Annotated in this window: 13 protein-coding genes and 1 pseudogene; 6 read left to right on the top strand and 8 right to left on the bottom strand. The window is 42.3% G+C overall.

Features of this window, described 5'->3' with window-relative positions:
* The first annotated feature begins 173 nt into the window (after positions 1 to 173).
* Positions 174 to 1,280 (top strand): annotated as a pseudogene (locus LK453_RS03160) (RNA-guided endonuclease InsQ/TnpB family protein).
* A 66-nt stretch (positions 1,281 to 1,346) separates the two neighbouring features.
* Here the strand turns inward: LK453_RS03160 and LK453_RS03155 are convergent.
* Together LK453_RS03155 and LK453_RS03150 are read right to left on the bottom strand one after the other, a co-directional pair.
* Positions 1,347 to 2,207, bottom strand: a complete 861-nt coding sequence (locus tag LK453_RS03155; RefSeq protein WP_007394529.1) for a universal stress protein — start codon at positions 2,205 to 2,207, stop codon at positions 1,347 to 1,349.
* A 127-nt stretch (positions 2,208 to 2,334) separates the two neighbouring features.
* Complete coding sequence (locus tag LK453_RS03150) at positions 2,335 to 3,837, bottom strand: SulP family inorganic anion transporter (RefSeq protein ID WP_007394528.1); 1,503 nt, start codon at positions 3,835 to 3,837, stop codon at positions 2,335 to 2,337.
* A 503-nt stretch (positions 3,838 to 4,340) separates the two neighbouring features.
* On the opposite strand from LK453_RS03150, the gene murD reads away from it, so the two are divergent.
* From murD to ftsW, 3 genes are all read left to right on the top strand, one after another.
* Complete coding sequence (gene murD / locus LK453_RS03145) at positions 4,341 to 5,909, top strand: UDP-N-acetylmuramoyl-L-alanine--D-glutamate ligase (protein WP_007394527.1); 1,569 nt, start codon at positions 4,341 to 4,343, stop codon at positions 5,907 to 5,909.
* A gap of 168 nt (positions 5,910 to 6,077) precedes the next feature.
* Positions 6,078 to 7,184 (top strand): RNA-guided endonuclease InsQ/TnpB family protein, encoded by a 1,107-nt coding sequence (locus LK453_RS03140; protein ID WP_227945191.1) that lies wholly within the window; start codon positions 6,078 to 6,080, stop codon positions 7,182 to 7,184.
* A 62-nt stretch (positions 7,185 to 7,246) separates the two neighbouring features.
* On the top strand, positions 7,247 to 8,455 hold the full coding sequence (ftsW, locus tag LK453_RS03135; protein ID WP_007394525.1) for a putative lipid II flippase FtsW: 1,209 nt from the start codon (positions 7,247 to 7,249) through the stop codon (positions 8,453 to 8,455).
* Positions 8,456 to 8,690: 235 nt separating this feature from the next.
* Here ftsW and gluQRS read toward each other — a convergent pair whose 3' ends face one another.
* The 6 genes from gluQRS to LK453_RS03105 all read right to left on the bottom strand — a co-directional run bounded on the left by gluQRS (position 8,691) and on the right by LK453_RS03105 (position 13,728).
* Positions 8,691 to 9,671 carry a tRNA glutamyl-Q(34) synthetase GluQRS gene (gene gluQRS, locus LK453_RS03130; RefSeq protein WP_007394524.1) on the bottom strand — a complete coding sequence of 327 codons (981 nt, stop codon included), beginning with the start codon at positions 9,669 to 9,671 and terminating at the stop codon, positions 8,691 to 8,693.
* A gap of 38 nt (positions 9,672 to 9,709) precedes the next feature.
* Complete coding sequence (gene dksA, locus LK453_RS03125) at positions 9,710 to 10,144, bottom strand: RNA polymerase-binding protein DksA (RefSeq protein ID WP_007394523.1); 435 nt, start codon at positions 10,142 to 10,144, stop codon at positions 9,710 to 9,712.
* 169 nt (positions 10,145 to 10,313) lie between these two features.
* Complete coding sequence (locus tag LK453_RS03120; protein ID WP_201535681.1) at positions 10,314 to 11,156, bottom strand: metallophosphoesterase; 843 nt, start codon at positions 11,154 to 11,156, stop codon at positions 10,314 to 10,316.
* Positions 11,157 to 11,332: 176 nt separating this feature from the next.
* Complete coding sequence (locus LK453_RS03115) at positions 11,333 to 12,127, bottom strand: metal ABC transporter permease (protein WP_201535756.1); 795 nt, start codon at positions 12,125 to 12,127, stop codon at positions 11,333 to 11,335.
* Between the two features lie 53 nt (positions 12,128 to 12,180).
* Positions 12,181 to 13,038 carry a metal ABC transporter ATP-binding protein gene (locus LK453_RS03110; protein WP_201535758.1) on the bottom strand — a complete coding sequence of 286 codons (858 nt, stop codon included), beginning with the start codon at positions 13,036 to 13,038 and terminating at the stop codon, positions 12,181 to 12,183.
* Positions 13,039 to 13,149: 111 nt separating this feature from the next.
* Positions 13,150 to 13,728 carry a Fur family transcriptional regulator gene (locus LK453_RS03105; RefSeq protein WP_227674459.1) on the bottom strand — a complete coding sequence of 193 codons (579 nt, stop codon included), beginning with the start codon at positions 13,726 to 13,728 and terminating at the stop codon, positions 13,150 to 13,152.
* A gap of 309 nt (positions 13,729 to 14,037) precedes the next feature.
* On the opposite strand from LK453_RS03105, the gene LK453_RS03100 reads away from it, so the two are divergent.
* Positions 14,038 to 14,997 (top strand): metal ABC transporter solute-binding protein, Zn/Mn family, encoded by a 960-nt coding sequence (locus tag LK453_RS03100; RefSeq protein WP_201535693.1) that lies wholly within the window; start codon positions 14,038 to 14,040, stop codon positions 14,995 to 14,997.
* Between the two features lie 368 nt (positions 14,998 to 15,365).
* Entirely contained in the window at positions 15,366 to 15,815 is a 450-nt protein-coding gene (locus tag LK453_RS03095) for an ATP synthase subunit I (RefSeq protein ID WP_227674460.1), read from the top strand.
* Positions 15,816 to 15,865: the final 50 nt, after the last annotated feature.

Genomic DNA, 15,865 nt, shown 5'->3' with positions numbered 1-15,865 from the left:
TAGTTGCTTGGTAGGGTCTAAATAAAAAGGTAAGCCCCTTAAAGAGGTTCACCTTTTTATCACCAGTCGCCGTAAAACCACCCACTTCAGGGTGTGGATATAAGGCGACATACACTGTCGTAAGAAGCAGTTAAAGGGTTGTAAGTTAAAATTAACCTCGCCATACTAAACATATGAAAACACTCAAACTACGCATCAAAGACAAACACATAAAAGAGCTGAATCAGCTAAGCGGTTCAGTGAACTTCGTGTGGAACTATGTTAATGCGTTAAGTTTTGAGCATCTAAAACGTACTGGTAAGTTTTTTAGTGCTTATGATTTAAACCATTATACCAAAGGTAGCGGTGAGTATTTAGGATTACACAGTCAGACCTTACAGGCTATCAATGAGACTCAATCTAAATCACGTAAACAATTTAAAAAAGCCAAACTTAACTGGCGTACCAATCGTCCTGATGCCAAACGTAAATCACTTGGGTGGATACCTTTTAAGAAATCAGCCATAAAACACCTAAGCACAAGACAAAGGGGTAAAAAAGCACTTAAATCAACCATACAGCTATCGCTATCTAAAGGTCAGGAACTCGTCATAGACGTATTTGATAGCTACAACCTGTCTTTGTATCAAATTAACACGCTTGAGATAGTACAAGATAGTCGTAATCGTTGGTATGCGTGTATTACCTTTAAAGACTTTCCTAAGCAAGTAAGTGGTAAGGGCAGCGTTGGAATTGATTTGGGCTTAAAAGAAGCTGCCACCACATCAATGGGTGATAAACTCACTATTAAGCAGACTCAAAAATGGGCTAAAAAGCTTGCTGTCGCTCAACGTGCTAACAATAAAAAACGTGTTAAAGCAATCCATTCCAAAATCAAAAACACAAGATTAGACTTAATTCATAAGTTCACCACCCAATTAGTTAAGGATAATGCCTTAATTGTGGTCGGTGATGTTAAATCACGCTCATTTACCAATAAAAAAACCAACCTAGCTAAATCGACATATGATGCAGGATGGTTTGAACTTAAACGACAACTGGAATATAAATGCAAGTATGCAGGTTGTCAGCTTGAGATAGTAAATGAAAGTTACACTACCTAGACCTGCTCGTGCTGCCTTAAAATAAGTGATAGTAGTCCGAAAGGTAGAGCAGATCTCGGAATAAGAGGATGGAGGTGTGCTGAGTGTGGCACATGGCATGATAGAGATATCAATGCCGCTAAGAACATCCTTGCGGTCGGGCTTGACCGTCTAGCTGTAGGAATCCCCTCGGTTTAGCGAGGGGAGGAGGTCAATGTGTTACTTCTAATAGGACTCTACTGACTAGCTGTATTTTGGAAGCTACTATATTTTGGGATAAAGTAAATAAGGTGTGCGGCTCGCCTTTAGCAGCTTACGGGTATTGCTGCCATGCAATAATTCATGTAAGCGAGATTCTCCAAATGCCCCAGTAATCAGCATTTCTAGGTAGTGGTGTTGCTGATAAAACATTAAGGCTGCAGTCACATCACGGCCTTCAATTAGTGCCTTTTTGCAACTAATACCTGACTGCGTCAAGCGCGCATAAGCCTCACGAAGCGCCTCTTTATTGCGTTCGGTTTGTTCTCCAACCATCACCACATGCAGATTCAAGTTTCTGACCAGTGAGGTGCTACATAGCCAGTCTAGCAAAGCATGACACGTAGGCCGATTATCAAAGCCAAAGAGAGCGGTTTTTGGCGCTTTAAACGTATCATGGGTTACTAGGGCAGGGCAGCGGCTGGCACGAATTAGATGAGACAAAGTGTCTTTGCAGGTCACTTGATGGCCAATAACCACCAATTGTGCCGATTCATCGACATAATCTAGGCTTTCAGCAATAGAAGCATGGCGATGCAAATAATAAATCTGATGTTTGTAGCGTCCCTGATTTTGTTCGCAGTAGTTGTGTGCTTGTTTCAGTAATAAACGGCCTTGGTCACGCAGTTTACCATTGCTGTCTTTTTCTTCTAAAGTCAACTGGTTCAATAAGTGACTGCCATCATCAGCTACTAAGCAGCCTGAATAATCCATGGCTTCTTTATGTTGGATAGTAGGCGCAGCATGTAATAGGCCAACGGGTGTCTGCAAGTTTTTAGCAGCCCATAGGCTAGCATCAAGCACAGCTTGTAAATGGTTGGGGCAGTCAAGGCAGGCAATGACACTATCAGGTCTTAAATTACTCATATGAATCACTCAAATCGGAACATACATTTATAACATATCGCAAAAAACACATATAACGTAAATTAAAAATCCCACTCGGCAATGCCAGAGCGGGATTAAAAGCATTTGGCCTAAGTTAAGCTATTAACTAATCAATCAAACCGATATCATGACGGTCGTGGATCGAGAATTTATCAATAATAGTGCGACTGGCACTGTTTAGACCTACTACTTTAACATCACTCCCTTCGCGTTGAAAACGGATAACTAATTTATCTAAAGTATCGACGGCAGTGACATCCCAAAAGTGAGCTTGGCTAACGTCAATGACTACTTTATCTAGCGCTTCTTTGGTATCAAAACTATTTAAAAACTGAGTGGTAGAGCTGAAAAAAACCTGACCTTGAACATAGTAGTAACGGGTATTATTGTCATCATCAAGCTCACTAACGACGCTTAAGAACTGACCAATCTTATTGGCAAAGAATAAGGATGACAGCAACACACCGACCAATACGCCATACGCTAGATTATGAGTGAACACCGTGGTGATGACAGTAGCCAACATAACCACGTTGAACGACATGGGATGGGTCTTAAACTCACGTATCGATTCCCAGTTAAAAGTCCCGATAGACACCATAATCATAACAGCAACTAGGGCGGCCATCGGAATCTGGCTGACCCAATCACTTAAGAATACTACCATTATGAGCAGTACCACCCCAGCGATAAGCGTCGAAAGGCGTGTACGGCCCCCTGATTTGACATTGATCACTGATTGACCAATCATGGCACAGCCTGCCATACCACCGAAGAAGCCTGACACCACATTGGCCACACCCTGGCCGCGACACTCACGGTTTTTATCACTAGGAGTATCGGTCAAATCATCGACAATAGTAGCGGTCATCATAGACTCAAGCAGGCCAACTACCGCTAGTGCCAGTGAATAAGGCGCGATAATCAATAAGGTGTCTAGGGTTAACGGGATATTAGGCAATAAGAACATAGGTAGAGTATCGGGTAACTCACCCATGTCGCCCACATTGCGAATGTCGATGCCCATATATAAAGCAACCGCGGTCAAACCCACAATGCAAATAAGCGGAGAGGGAATGATTTTGCCAATTTTAGGGAAATGTGGAAAGCCATAAATGATGGCAAGGCCAGCGGCTGTCATGATATAAACTGAAATGGTGACTCTCTCAGTGGCAGGGTTTAGTTCAGGAAGCTGAGCCATAAAAATCAAAATGGCCAAAGCATTTACAAAGCCAATGACCACAGAACGTGACACAAAGCGCATCAGGTTGCCAAGTTTAAACACGCCCATGACGAACTGAATCACCCCACAAAGCAGCGTGGCTGCCAATAGGTATTGTAAACCATGGTCTGCAACCAAAGTGACCATGACCAATGCCATAGCGCCTGTGGCCGCCGATATCATTCCAGGGCGACCTCCTACAAAGCTGATGACAACGGCAATACAAAATGAGGCATATAAACCTACTTTGGGGTCAACACCGGCAATAATTGAAAAGGCAATCGCTTCTGGGATAAGAGCTAGAGCAACTACCAGTCCTGAAAGCACGTCACCGCGTACATTTGAAAACCATTCGTCTTGTATCGTATTTAATGAAGGCACTATCATAAGTTTTGGGTCGATTATTTGTTGGGTTTTATTTTATGACGATAGCCATGTTAAATGAGACGCCAAAAGCTCTAAAATAACGTTACCAAAATTTGAGGTAGGCTATCTTAGTCATACGATCAATAAAGCGTATGTCAATCAGCAAAAATAAGGTCATAAAACATTCACATCACAAAAGTGGTGCTATATAGTGGAATAATATTTATTAACAAATATCAATATGGGATAACGCTTCTGAATTAAGGGGTTTAACGCCTATTAAAAAATAGTGATATAGCAACATAAACGTAAGTAAATTCAGTTCATTGATGCTGGGCTCATGGTAGAATAAGCAGCCTACATTCCCAGCGATGACTTAGTGCGCTATTTTAACATTAATTTACACGGTAGAGATAAGGGCAAAATGCAATTAAGGCATTTTATACAGTGGACAACCTAATATTGACCACATATTTCTACAAAAATGGGTGCATCATAGCACAATATAGAAACAAGGACAGACCATGAGTACTGACCCAATCGTTAGTCGTCAAATTACCCCTTCGGTAGATACCACCTCTTATAAATCAAAAGACAATATTCAACCAATTGCCAACTCTAATAGCCAAGACGACTCAAGTGTCGGCCATTATCAGCCTAATATTCTAACTGAGAAAAGCCGCAGTGATCTGATTCAAAAGGGCAGTGGACTGCAAGTGGTTATTGGACTGGGACAGTCTGGATTAGCGACGGCCAATTATCTGGCAAAACGTGGCTATAGTGTGGCAGTCACAGATGGTAATGCGGCACCGAAATTGGCAGAGCAGTTAGATAAAAATATTGAAATTAGAGTGTTTGGCGGTATCGATGCTGAGCTTTTATTACAAGCACAGCGTATTATTATTAGCCCAGGAGTGGCGCTCAATACGCCAGCAGTTGCTCAAGCCAAACAAGCAGGTATTGCCATTGTCAGTGATATTCAGTTGTTCAAAGACGCTTGTACCGCCCCTATTGTGGCAATAACAGGCTCGAATGCAAAGAGCACAGTCACTACCTTAGTGGGCCAAATGGCCAAAGATGCCGGCATCAGTGTCGGCGTTGGCGGTAACATCGGGGTGCCCGCTTTAAGCTTGCTAGATGACGAGCAGTTGGGCGATAACATGACGTTGGCGGTTTTAGAATTATCCAGTTTCCAATTGGAGACAGTGACCAATCTAGGTGCCAAAGTTGCCACTGTGCTCAATATGTCGCCTGATCATTTAGACCGTCATGGTGATATGCTTGGCTATCATCAAGCCAAACACCGTATTTTCCAAGGGGCCCAGTCGGTCGTGGTCAATCGTGATGATGCTCTATCACGGCCGTTAATCGCCGACAACACCCCCCGCATCAGTATCGGCTCTAATGCACCGGACTTGGGGGAATATGGGATAATCACTGAAGGGGATGGCAGCCTTTATCTGGCAAAAGGCACACAAAAGTTACTGGCAGCAGATCAATTAAAAGTCAAAGGTAAGCACAACTTAGTCAATGCATTAGCTGCCCTAGCTTTGGGTGAACTGGCGGGCATTCCTCTTGAGAGCATGCTGCAAACGTTACAAGACTTTTCTGGACTGCCACACCGCTGTCAATTTGTGGATAATGTGGCGGGAATAGATTATTTTAATGATTCCAAAGGCACCAATGTAGGCTCAACCCAAGCAGCTATCTTAGGCTTAGGCTCAGTATATAGCAGTAATAGTCATGGCAAAACCAAGTTAATGCTGATATTAGGCGGACAAGGTAAGGGGCAAAACTTTGGTGAACTTGTGCCTCTCGTCAACAAGTATGTCAGTCAAGTATTATTGATTGGTGAAGATGCTAAGCTAATCTCTGAGCATTTACAGCAGGCTAATCTAAGTGATGAAGTAGATATGTATCATTATCAGACGCTAGATCAAGCCATGGACAAAGCACAGTCTCTACTAGGTAGCAGTTTGTCTCAAGTGGGCGCAGTATTGCTGTCACCTGCTTGTGCCAGCTTAGATCAGTACAGTAGCTATAATGAGCGTGGCGAGCATTTCTGTCAGTTGGTAGACGCTTTGAAATCTTAATTTGACCGACTGTTTTCGTTGGTCATTTTTATTCATCGAATAGTCTGTTTTTTATCACCAGTCGCCGTAAAACCACCCACTTCAGGGTGTGGATATAAGGCGACATACACTGTCGTAAGAAGCAGTTAAAGGGTTGTAAGTTAAAATTAACCTCGCCATACTAAACATATGAAAACACTCAAACTACGCATCAAAGACAAACACATAAAAGAGCTGAATCAGCTAAGCGGTTCAGTGAACTTCGTGTGGAACTATGTTAATGCGTTAAGTTTTGAGCATCTAAAACGTACTGGTAAGTTTTTTAGTGCTTATGATTTAAACCATTATACCAAAGGTAGCGGTGAGTATTTAGGATTACACAGTCAGACCTTACAGGCTATCAATGAGACTCAATCTAAATCACGTAAACAATTTAAAAAAGCCAAACTTAACTGGCGTACCAATCGTCCTGATGCCAAACGTAAATCACTTGGGTGGATACCTTTTAAGAAATCAGCCATAAAACACCTAAGCACAAGACAAAGGGGTAAAAAAGCACTTAAATCAACCATACAGCTATCGCTATCTAAAGGTCAGGAACTCGTCATAGACGTATTTGATAGCTACAACCTGTCTTTGTATCAAATTAACACGCTTGAGATAGTACAAGATAGTCGTAATCGTTGGTATGCGTGTATTACCTTTAAAGACTTTCCTAAGCAAGTAAGTGGTAAGGGCAGCGTTGGAATTGATTTGGGCTTAAAAGAAGCTGCCACCACATCAATGGGTGATAAACTCACTATTAAGCAGACTCAAAAATGGGCTAAAAAGCTTGCTGTCGCTCAACGTGCTAACAATAAAAAACGTGTTAAAGCAATCCATTCCAAAATCAAAAACACAAGATTAGACTTAATTCATAAGTTCACCACCCAATTAGTTAAGGATAATGCCTTAATTGTGGTCGGTGATGTTAAATCACGCTCATTTACCAATAAAAAAAACAAGCTAGCTAAATCGACATATGATGCAGGATGGTTTGAACTTAAACGACAACTGGAATATAAATGCAAGTATGCAGGTTGTCAGTTTGAGATGATAAATGAGAGTTACACTACCCAGACCTGCTCGTACTGCCTTAAAATAAGTGACAGTAGTCCGAAAGGTAGAGCAGATCTTGGAATAAGAGGATGGAGATGTGCTGAGTGTGGCACATGGCATGATAGAGATATCAATGCTGCTAAGAACATCCTTGCGGTCGGGCTTGACCGTCTAGCGGTAGGAATCCCCTCGGTTTAGCGAGGGGAGGAAGTCAATCATCCGATTTACTAACACATAGTTTTAAGTACAGTTGATACCCTATGGCAAAAAATACTGCTAATGCATCCGGTTACACCTCGAATGCTCTCTCCAAACGTAAGATTAATAATACCGGCATATTTTCCATGCCATCGGCAGGGAGTGTACTGCTGGCCAGTGTAAGCTGCTTAATGGTACTGAGCCTTGTTATGGTTGCATCGGCCTCTATTCCCTTCGCCAATATGCATGACATGGATCAGTTGTACTTTTTTAAGCATCAATTGATGTATATGAGTATGGGGCTAGTGGCTGGGTTTATGGCCTATAAAATACGGCTGCTTTGGATGTACGATATGCTGTCTTTAGCGTCAGCCTTGATGATGGTTATCTTATTACTAATAGCTACTTTGCTTTTTGGCGATGCAATTAACGGCTCTAAACGTTGGATTGAGATTGGTTCTTTTAATTTCCAAGTTGCTGAGCTGGCTAAACTAGTGATGGTGATGTTCACTGCCGACTATGTGGTGCGTCGTGGTAATGAAGTGCGTCAAGGCTATGGCGGTATCTTCCGTATGGGACTATTGGTCACAGTATTAGTAGGCCTGTTTTTATCCCAGCCTGACTTTGGTTCTTTGGTAATCATTATTGGGGTTATTTTAGCCATCTTCTTTGTGGCCGGTGCTCCTTGGAGTCAGTCAGTATTCTTGTTAATTGCGGGCTGTATTGGTGCTGCTTATGCAGTTATGTTCCAAGAATACCGAATGACCCGTGCCACCTCTTTCTGGGACCCTTTCGATGATATCCAAGGTTCTGACTATCAGTTGGCACGAAGTCTAATTGCTTTCGGTCGCGGTGAAGTGACTGGGGTAGGCTATGGAGAGAGTGTACAAAAACTGGCGCATTTGCCTGAAGCGCATACTGACTTTTTACTGGCCATTACTGCAGAAGAATTGGGGCTGATCGGGGTGTTAACCGTTTTAATACTAGAAGCGTTAATAATCATCAGTGCAATGCGTATTAGCTATATAGCCTTAAAAAATCGACAAATGCGATTGAGTTATACCGCTTTCGGTTTTGCAGTTATCTTTATTGGTCAGACCATTATTAACGCAGGAATGAACATGGGCTTGATGCCGACCAAAGGCTTAACCCTACCGTTCTTTAGTTATGGTGGCTCCTCGATGCTTGTAAGTTTGATGATGGTGGGTATTCTGCTTAATATCCATAAGCATACCTCACAAATCCCTAACAATCAGTGTCGCTACTATTAATTAAGCCTAAAACTATTAAATCTAAAGACGCTCATAAAATAAAATACATTCGACAGTATTAATTTAAAAGCACTAATAAGTAAAAAAGGCCATATATGCAGATATATGGCCTTTTTTAGGACTAAAACCTTAGGGCTTAACTGGCAGTCGAAAGCTCAGTTGGCTGTTTTTAATTCATTATTCAGTTTAGTATGGTTCAGTTCAGTACCGTTCAGTCTGAGTGAAGCGATTTTAATTACACTTTACCCAACACACTTTGATGCTGTAAAGGGGCAAGCTGCCACTGTTGTACTGCTTGCTTGAGCATAATCTCGGGTTGGTCTATATAGACCGAAGGCTGTTTTAATAGCGCTAAGGCTCGTTGTATCAGCTGTTGACACTTCTCAGGGCTTGAAGTGTTGATGGGGGTTGCCAAATTTTGTTTTGACAGCTTTTGACCGCATTGGTTTTCGACCAAAGGTAGGTGATACCAGTGCTCTACTGCCGGCAGGTTTAAATAGCTCATGATAGAGATTTGCGCAGCCGTCAAAGGTAAGATATCTAGCCCACGCATAACATGAGTAATCCCTTGCAACCCATCATCGATACTGGCAGCCAAAAAGTAATTAATAGTACCATCAGCACGGCGCAATACCACATCGCCTAAGCTTTGTTGTGGGTTAGACCACTGAATCCCTTGAACCCCGTCAATAAAGCCAATACTTTGATCAGGCAATTGCAGTCTCACCTTTTCATTGGCCAAGGCTGCTATTTTATTTAATTGACATGAAGAGTTTGAGTCACATAAATGGTCTGAGTCACATTGGTAGATAGGTGAGGGTTTTGGTACGCAAAATCGAGGGTAAGTCTCAAAGCCTGCTAAGTGTTTACGAGAGCAATTACAGCCGTAGACACGATTCCATAATCGGTCCTGTAACAGTTCATTGTAAATGGCCTCGCGCTCGGATTGATACCAGATATCACCATTCCAGTGCAGTCCCAAATTTTCCAGATCTATTAATATTTGGTCGCTAAATTGAGCACTACAACGCTGGTGGTCAGTGTCTTCAATGCGCAATAGCCAAGCGCCATTGAGCGATTTAATATGACAATAACTGGCAATCGCTGTGGTCAATGAACCTAGGTGCAATTCACCTGTGGGGGAGGGAGCAAAACGGCCCACAGTTGGCCTATAAATAGGACAAGCAGTGGGCCGTGTCAGAGCAGATGTCGTCATAAAAGTAAACAGTCAATAGCCGTTAAGGTGACTTAGGCTTAAGAATGTCCCCAGTTTTGACGCTCTTTGATTTCTGATAAGGTTTTACAGTCGATACACTGGGTGGCAGTAGGACGGGCTTCTAAACGACGCAAACCAATCTCAACGCCGCAAGTGTCACAAAAACCATAATCGCCATTGCTGATTTCTGCCAATGACTTATCAATTTTGCGAATTAACTTACGCTCACGATCACGAGTGCGTAAGGCCAAGGCAAACTCTTCTTCTTGAGTCGCTCTATCATTGGTATCTGATAAGGCAGCTGACTCATCTTGAATATAAGTCTTAGTGCTTTCAGCCTCTTCTGTCAATTGTTGCTTCCATGCCTTAAGCATATTCTCAAAATGGGCAAGCTGTGCATCTGACATGTATTCTTCGTCTGCTTCAGCTTCGTACGGCTTAAAAGTTAGGTCGTCAATAGCGTTTTGACTCATGACAGTTTCCTATATCCATTTAGTGGTGGGTGCCAAATAAAAATAATTGACCCTTATATCATACTTTGCTAGGTATTGCGAGAAATATTATATAAGGTCATCTTATTGATTTATCAAGAGCAACAAGGTCATCTAAACGGTTTTAGCGTTATAAGAACAAACCTTGAGCTCACTTTTCACTTAACCTAGTTATCCAGCTATGTATAATGCCTTGTTTATCTAAACTTAACCAACGGTAGCCCGGTACTGCTTGGTCGTCTAAAGCAAAGTCATCAGAATTCGGTTTAAATTGGTAACAAGTCGAAGGTGTGGTATATACCTTGATACCTAATTTCTCTGATTCAGAATGTTGATGAACATGCCCCGTCACCACTGCTTTAACTAGGGTTTGACCTGCCATTAATTGCCAGAACTGTTGAGCGTCTTTGGCAATGTGAGCATCAATCCAAGCAGAGTCCATCGGCAGCACGTGATGATGCATGGCAATTATGACAGGAGAATGACTATTTGCTAAATTTTGAGACAACCATTGGAGGTTTTTGTTACCCACTTCGCCATAAACTTTGCCTGGGACACTACTGTCAATTAAAAGCAAGCGCCAGTCGTTAACTTGGATACAATGCCGCGATAGCAACATAGGGTTGGGGTGATGTGCCACAAACTGACGCTCAGCATAAGGTAGGTCTTCCCCCAACTCATCAGTGACGTCATGATTGCCGGCAATACAAGCAAAAGCAATGCCTGTCTTTTGGAGTATCTGATAAATCTGTTGGTAGATTTTAGGCTTAACTTCATTGACCAAATCACCACTCAATAAAATTAAGTCGCAACGAATATCTTCGCTCAACGCTTGCTCCAAACAAGCCATAAAGCTCTGATAGTTATTGATACCGGCGGTTGCTTTGCTGTGATTAAGGTATAAGTGGAGGTCGGTCAACTGTAAGATATTAATGATGCCGTCATCGGTTTTTATCTGGGTAGGCGGGTAGGTGGTCATGCGATAATTGGCCATAATGCACTCTATCGTAAATTATTCTAGGTTGTCTATCGGGGTTAACTATCGGAGTCAACTATCAAGGTTAACTTCGACCGCTATTAAAACATTGTGCATGTGCCATTATGGTTGATAGCTTCAACGTAAATAGCATTGTGAATAGCACTATAAGTAGCAAGACAAACAATAATGACTTAAGTGGCGCGTGAAACGACGAAAGAGGAGAAGAATACCAGTGCCAAACCAAGCACAATGGCCAAACCTGTCTGAATGTCGAGTAATACACTGCCCCAGACCCCAGCGCTAACCGCAAGCTGCGCTAAAATAAGGGCATACACTACCATTTGTTTGGGAGAATGAGCCCAAAGTCTCGCTGTCAATGCTGGCAAGATTAGCAATCCACTAATCAATAAGCTGCCCACCGCTTGCAAAGCGAGGGCACAAAATCCTGCCAAGACACCCATAAAGAACAAACGCTGTCGAGTGGCATTAATGCCTGAGACTTGGGCCAAATCAGCATGGGTCGCCAAAATAACTTGCGGGCGCCAAATGTAAGTCAAAAAAGCGATACCAACTGCCACACAGAGCGATAATACCGGTAGATCGCTCCAACTCACCTCTAATAAGTTACCAAATAAATAACCCAGTACATTTGCTTGCATTTGAGTTAAATGGGTCAAGGTCAATAATCCTAAACACAGCATGGAGACCGACACTACCGCTAATATTGCATCACTGGGTAAGCGATCATCTTCGAGCCATAGCAAACTAATCACCACCATAACACTGACCAAAGCAATACCGATGGCGAACGGTAGCTGCCATAGCGCTGCTAACGCCACTCCAAATAAGGTCCCATGTGCTAGGGCATCGGCAAAAAAAGACATACGTCGCCATAGCACCAAGCAGCCTAGTGGTGCGGATAACAAGGCCAATAAGCTACCAGCAACCCAAGCAGGGGCAATAATATCAAGCCATTCAATGAGCATAAATCTGCTGTTCCACAAAAAGTTTCTATTAGATCAAAATTATTGAATAAAGATTAATGAGCATGGGGGCCATCATGCCGGCATTCATGCGGCTTATGAATATAAGGTTGCTCGTATTGGTGACCAAACAGCTTTTTAAACTCTTGAGATACGCCCAAATCGCTAGGCTGACCTTCACAGCAAATATGCTTATTTAAACAAATAACTCGTCTGCTACCGCGCATTACCCAATGTAAGTCATGAGAAACCACCACCATCGCACATTGCAAAAAGGGGGGGAGGTCATCGATGAACTCATAAAGCCAACGCTCACTCTCAGGATCTAAGCCTTGCATAGGCTCATCTAAGATAAGCAAGTTGGGCTTCGATAATAAAGAACGTGCTAGCAAGATACGTTGGGTTTCACCCCCTGAGAGGTGTACCACTTGTTTTTTTAATAAGGGCACTACTGAGAGACGGTCATATAAGAACGCTTGTTCTTTATCGCTTAGGCGCTTTTTGGTTTGAGCCAGAAGGTCTTCTACTCGGAGCGGTAATATAGCGGGTACGTTAAACTTTTGTGGCACATAACCTAGCTCAAGCTCTGGATGACGGCTAATCTGCCCTGACGTAGGTTGAATCAACCCTAAGATAAGCTTCATTAAAGTCGATTTTCCCGCCCCATTGGGCCCAATGACGCTAATTTTTTCGTGCGGTAAAATCTGTAAACTAATATCACTGAGTAGGGTTTTTTGTGCCACATCCTCTGAATAGGCAGTAGAGGCTGCTTTTGTTGATCGAGCACCACTGAGCCAGCCACTGAATCTGCGTTTATGAGGCTCTGAACCGGATTGACCACCATTATCAGCTATTGACTCTGTTTTACTAAGACCACGGCCACTCACTTTGAATCCTACACCCTGCAGACTCATTAAGGGCGACATGTCGTTGGTTACCGATGCCATGAATGAGAGGTTTCCCTGTTCATTGCGGATTCGATTTGGCGGATCTGACTCAATAAGCGGATTAGATATAGACATTGCTTACGCTTCCTCTGCATCAGTGGGCGATTGAGCAGAACAAGTTTGGCACAACCCTTTCAACTCCATTACGCTTTGGACTACCTGAAACCCCACTTCATTTTTGACATAGCTGACAATGTCTTGAACCGGCATACCACTAAATTCTTGGACACGCTGACAATCGTTACACAATAAGAAAACAGCATTGTGCTCATCACGAGGATGACAACAAGGCACAAAAGCATTAATTGAGGTCAATTGATGGATAAATCCAAATTCCAACAAAAACTCCAACGTGCGATAAATGGTTGGCGGCGCTACCATTTTCGCTTTGCTGCCTTCTTCTTCGGCTCGGCTGTCTTGTAAGCTTTGAATTAAGTCATAGGCCCCTAAAGGTTTTTCGGATTCGAGTATTAATTGATAAACGGTACGTCTTAAAGGAGTGAATCTTGCTCCCTTGGCCACACACATTTGCTCGGCCGCTTTTAAGCGATCGGCAATATCATGAATGTTAAACGCATGCACATCATGTGACTGGTCGCCATGGTGTCCGCAAGGTTCATTTGATGGCATTGCGAGTGGGGTAATGGGTTCAGTCATAGGGTACCTCAAAGGGTTAGCTATTTTTTTTGAAAAAAGTCTTAATGTTTCTATTGTTATAGTATAACATATCCAACACTAAAGTCGCTCATTGAGTCATTTTTATCATTCTTATAGTGGTTTTTCAGCTTAATTACCAGTTGGGCTTAATTTATGAGCGGTCAAATATATTGAAATATAGGCGTAATTACTACTTTTAATGGCTTAATTGGCCAATACTTTGCCTACTTTTAAAATAATTGTCTTTTATAAACAGTTTTCTTCTTTAAGTGACTGTCCTTCTTATAATAATGACCTATCGAGAATACTATGTCTAAAGTTAAACACCCCAATCTTTCTTTATTTTCCTTGAAAAGCTTAGCAATAGCAGGTCTGAGTACGTCGTTGATGATAGCGACGCCGGTATTGGCCAATACCGACACTCAACCTATGACTCAGAGCACCAAGTCTATGTCCAATATCGACTCTATTCCTGACGTCATTCGCAATAAAACGGATATCGCAATTAGTAACTATCCCTTGTTCTTATTGAGTGAGGCTGTGACCAAAGGTGCGCCATCTGGAAAACTACTATTACAAGCCGGAGAAGTTGGTCATCATGGCAGTCTAAGCCCGAGTGACATGAAGACTATTAAAGACAGCCGCTATGTGGTTTGGTTTGGCCAAGAGCTTGAATCAAATTTAGGACATTCGTTGGCAAAAACTCCCAATAGTATCAGTCTATTTAAATTTAAAGCATTCCAGCGCCAACCTTTACGAGATGTACAGGGTAAGCCAATTGACGGTACATTAGATCCCCATATTTGGCTCAGTCCTGATAACGCAAAAGCCATCACCCGTGCTTTAGGGTCTCTGTATAGTCGAGCCAACCCTCAATATAAAGCAGTTTATGCCGCCAATGTACGCGATTTTGCCAAACAGATGGACAATGCGGTTGCTCAGGTTAAAGTAAATGGCCAGAGCAGTCGGCCTTATTGGGCTTATCATGACGCTTTTGGTTATATAGAATCGGCACTAAATTTGAAGTTGGCAGGTAGCCTAACTTCGGACCATCATTTACCGCCAAAAGCCAGTCAATTTCATTGGCTAAATGAAACACGTCCGAAACAAACCATGTGTATGGTATTGCAAGCAGACAGCAATAAAGCCGCGTTGAATAAATTAAAATCGGTCAACAGTACGGTTCAGCAAGAAGACATGAGCGGTGCCACTGATTTTGTTTCAGGCTGGCTGGCCATAGCAAAAGATATTAACCGCTGTGCCAATTAAGCCCAGTTAAATATAGGGTACTTGACTCATAATGAAATAATAGGGGCGATAGGGGAGGGGAAACTAAAGTGCGGATATACGCACATAGCAATTGTTAACCAAACTCAGATTCAGACTCGGACTCAGCTATTTTATATAAGACTATTGAGTATAAAATTACTGAGTCTGATGATTACTCAGAATTTGAAATAACGTGCTATAAATGTAGAGTGATAAGACAGGATAAAACCTTAAATAATGGCTTAAATAAATGCAAACTATTGCTTACAGACTTGCATAAAAAAACTATTTGACAAAAGCCACCTTTTTCCTTGCTTTAGCTATAAGCTATCTTTATAATAGTTCGCGTTTTGGGTGATAGAAAAGCTATGTCAACTCCTTCAAATAGGCCGTTACGTGCATCAGCGCGCAAAGAGCTGCAGCGACAAAGGTTACGTAAACAGGCCTTCTATAGAGTAGGGGTTCTGCTAGCAATTATCATCGTCGCCAGCATCATTGACTTTTTATTTTTCAGTCAAGGCTCAACCAACGGTGATAGTACGCCCTTCGTTATCACAAAAAGCGTGGCTTTGGGGGCAGTATTAAACTGGTTGGCACAGTCGGTATTCAGTTGGTTCGTCTTTAGATATACCGGCGCTAAGTCAAAACACAATATCGTTGGCCAAATGTATGTTGGTCAAATTATCAAATGGATAATTGTTATTATCGGTTTTAGCATTATTTTTCTGACTATTAAGTCGCTATCGGCTATCGCTGTTTTAATTGGATTTATGGCTATGCAAATTGGCCACTTCATTACCTTGTCTGGAAGCCATTAAAGTCTATAGCTACTGAGCATCTGATGCTAAGTGAGATAAAAGAAAGGGCA

Source organism: Psychrobacter sanguinis (genome assembly GCF_020736705.1).
In the GTDB taxonomy this organism is placed as follows: Bacteria; Pseudomonadota; Gammaproteobacteria; order Pseudomonadales; family Moraxellaceae; genus Psychrobacter; species Psychrobacter sanguinis.
This window is presented reverse-complemented; position numbering and strand designations above follow the sequence as displayed.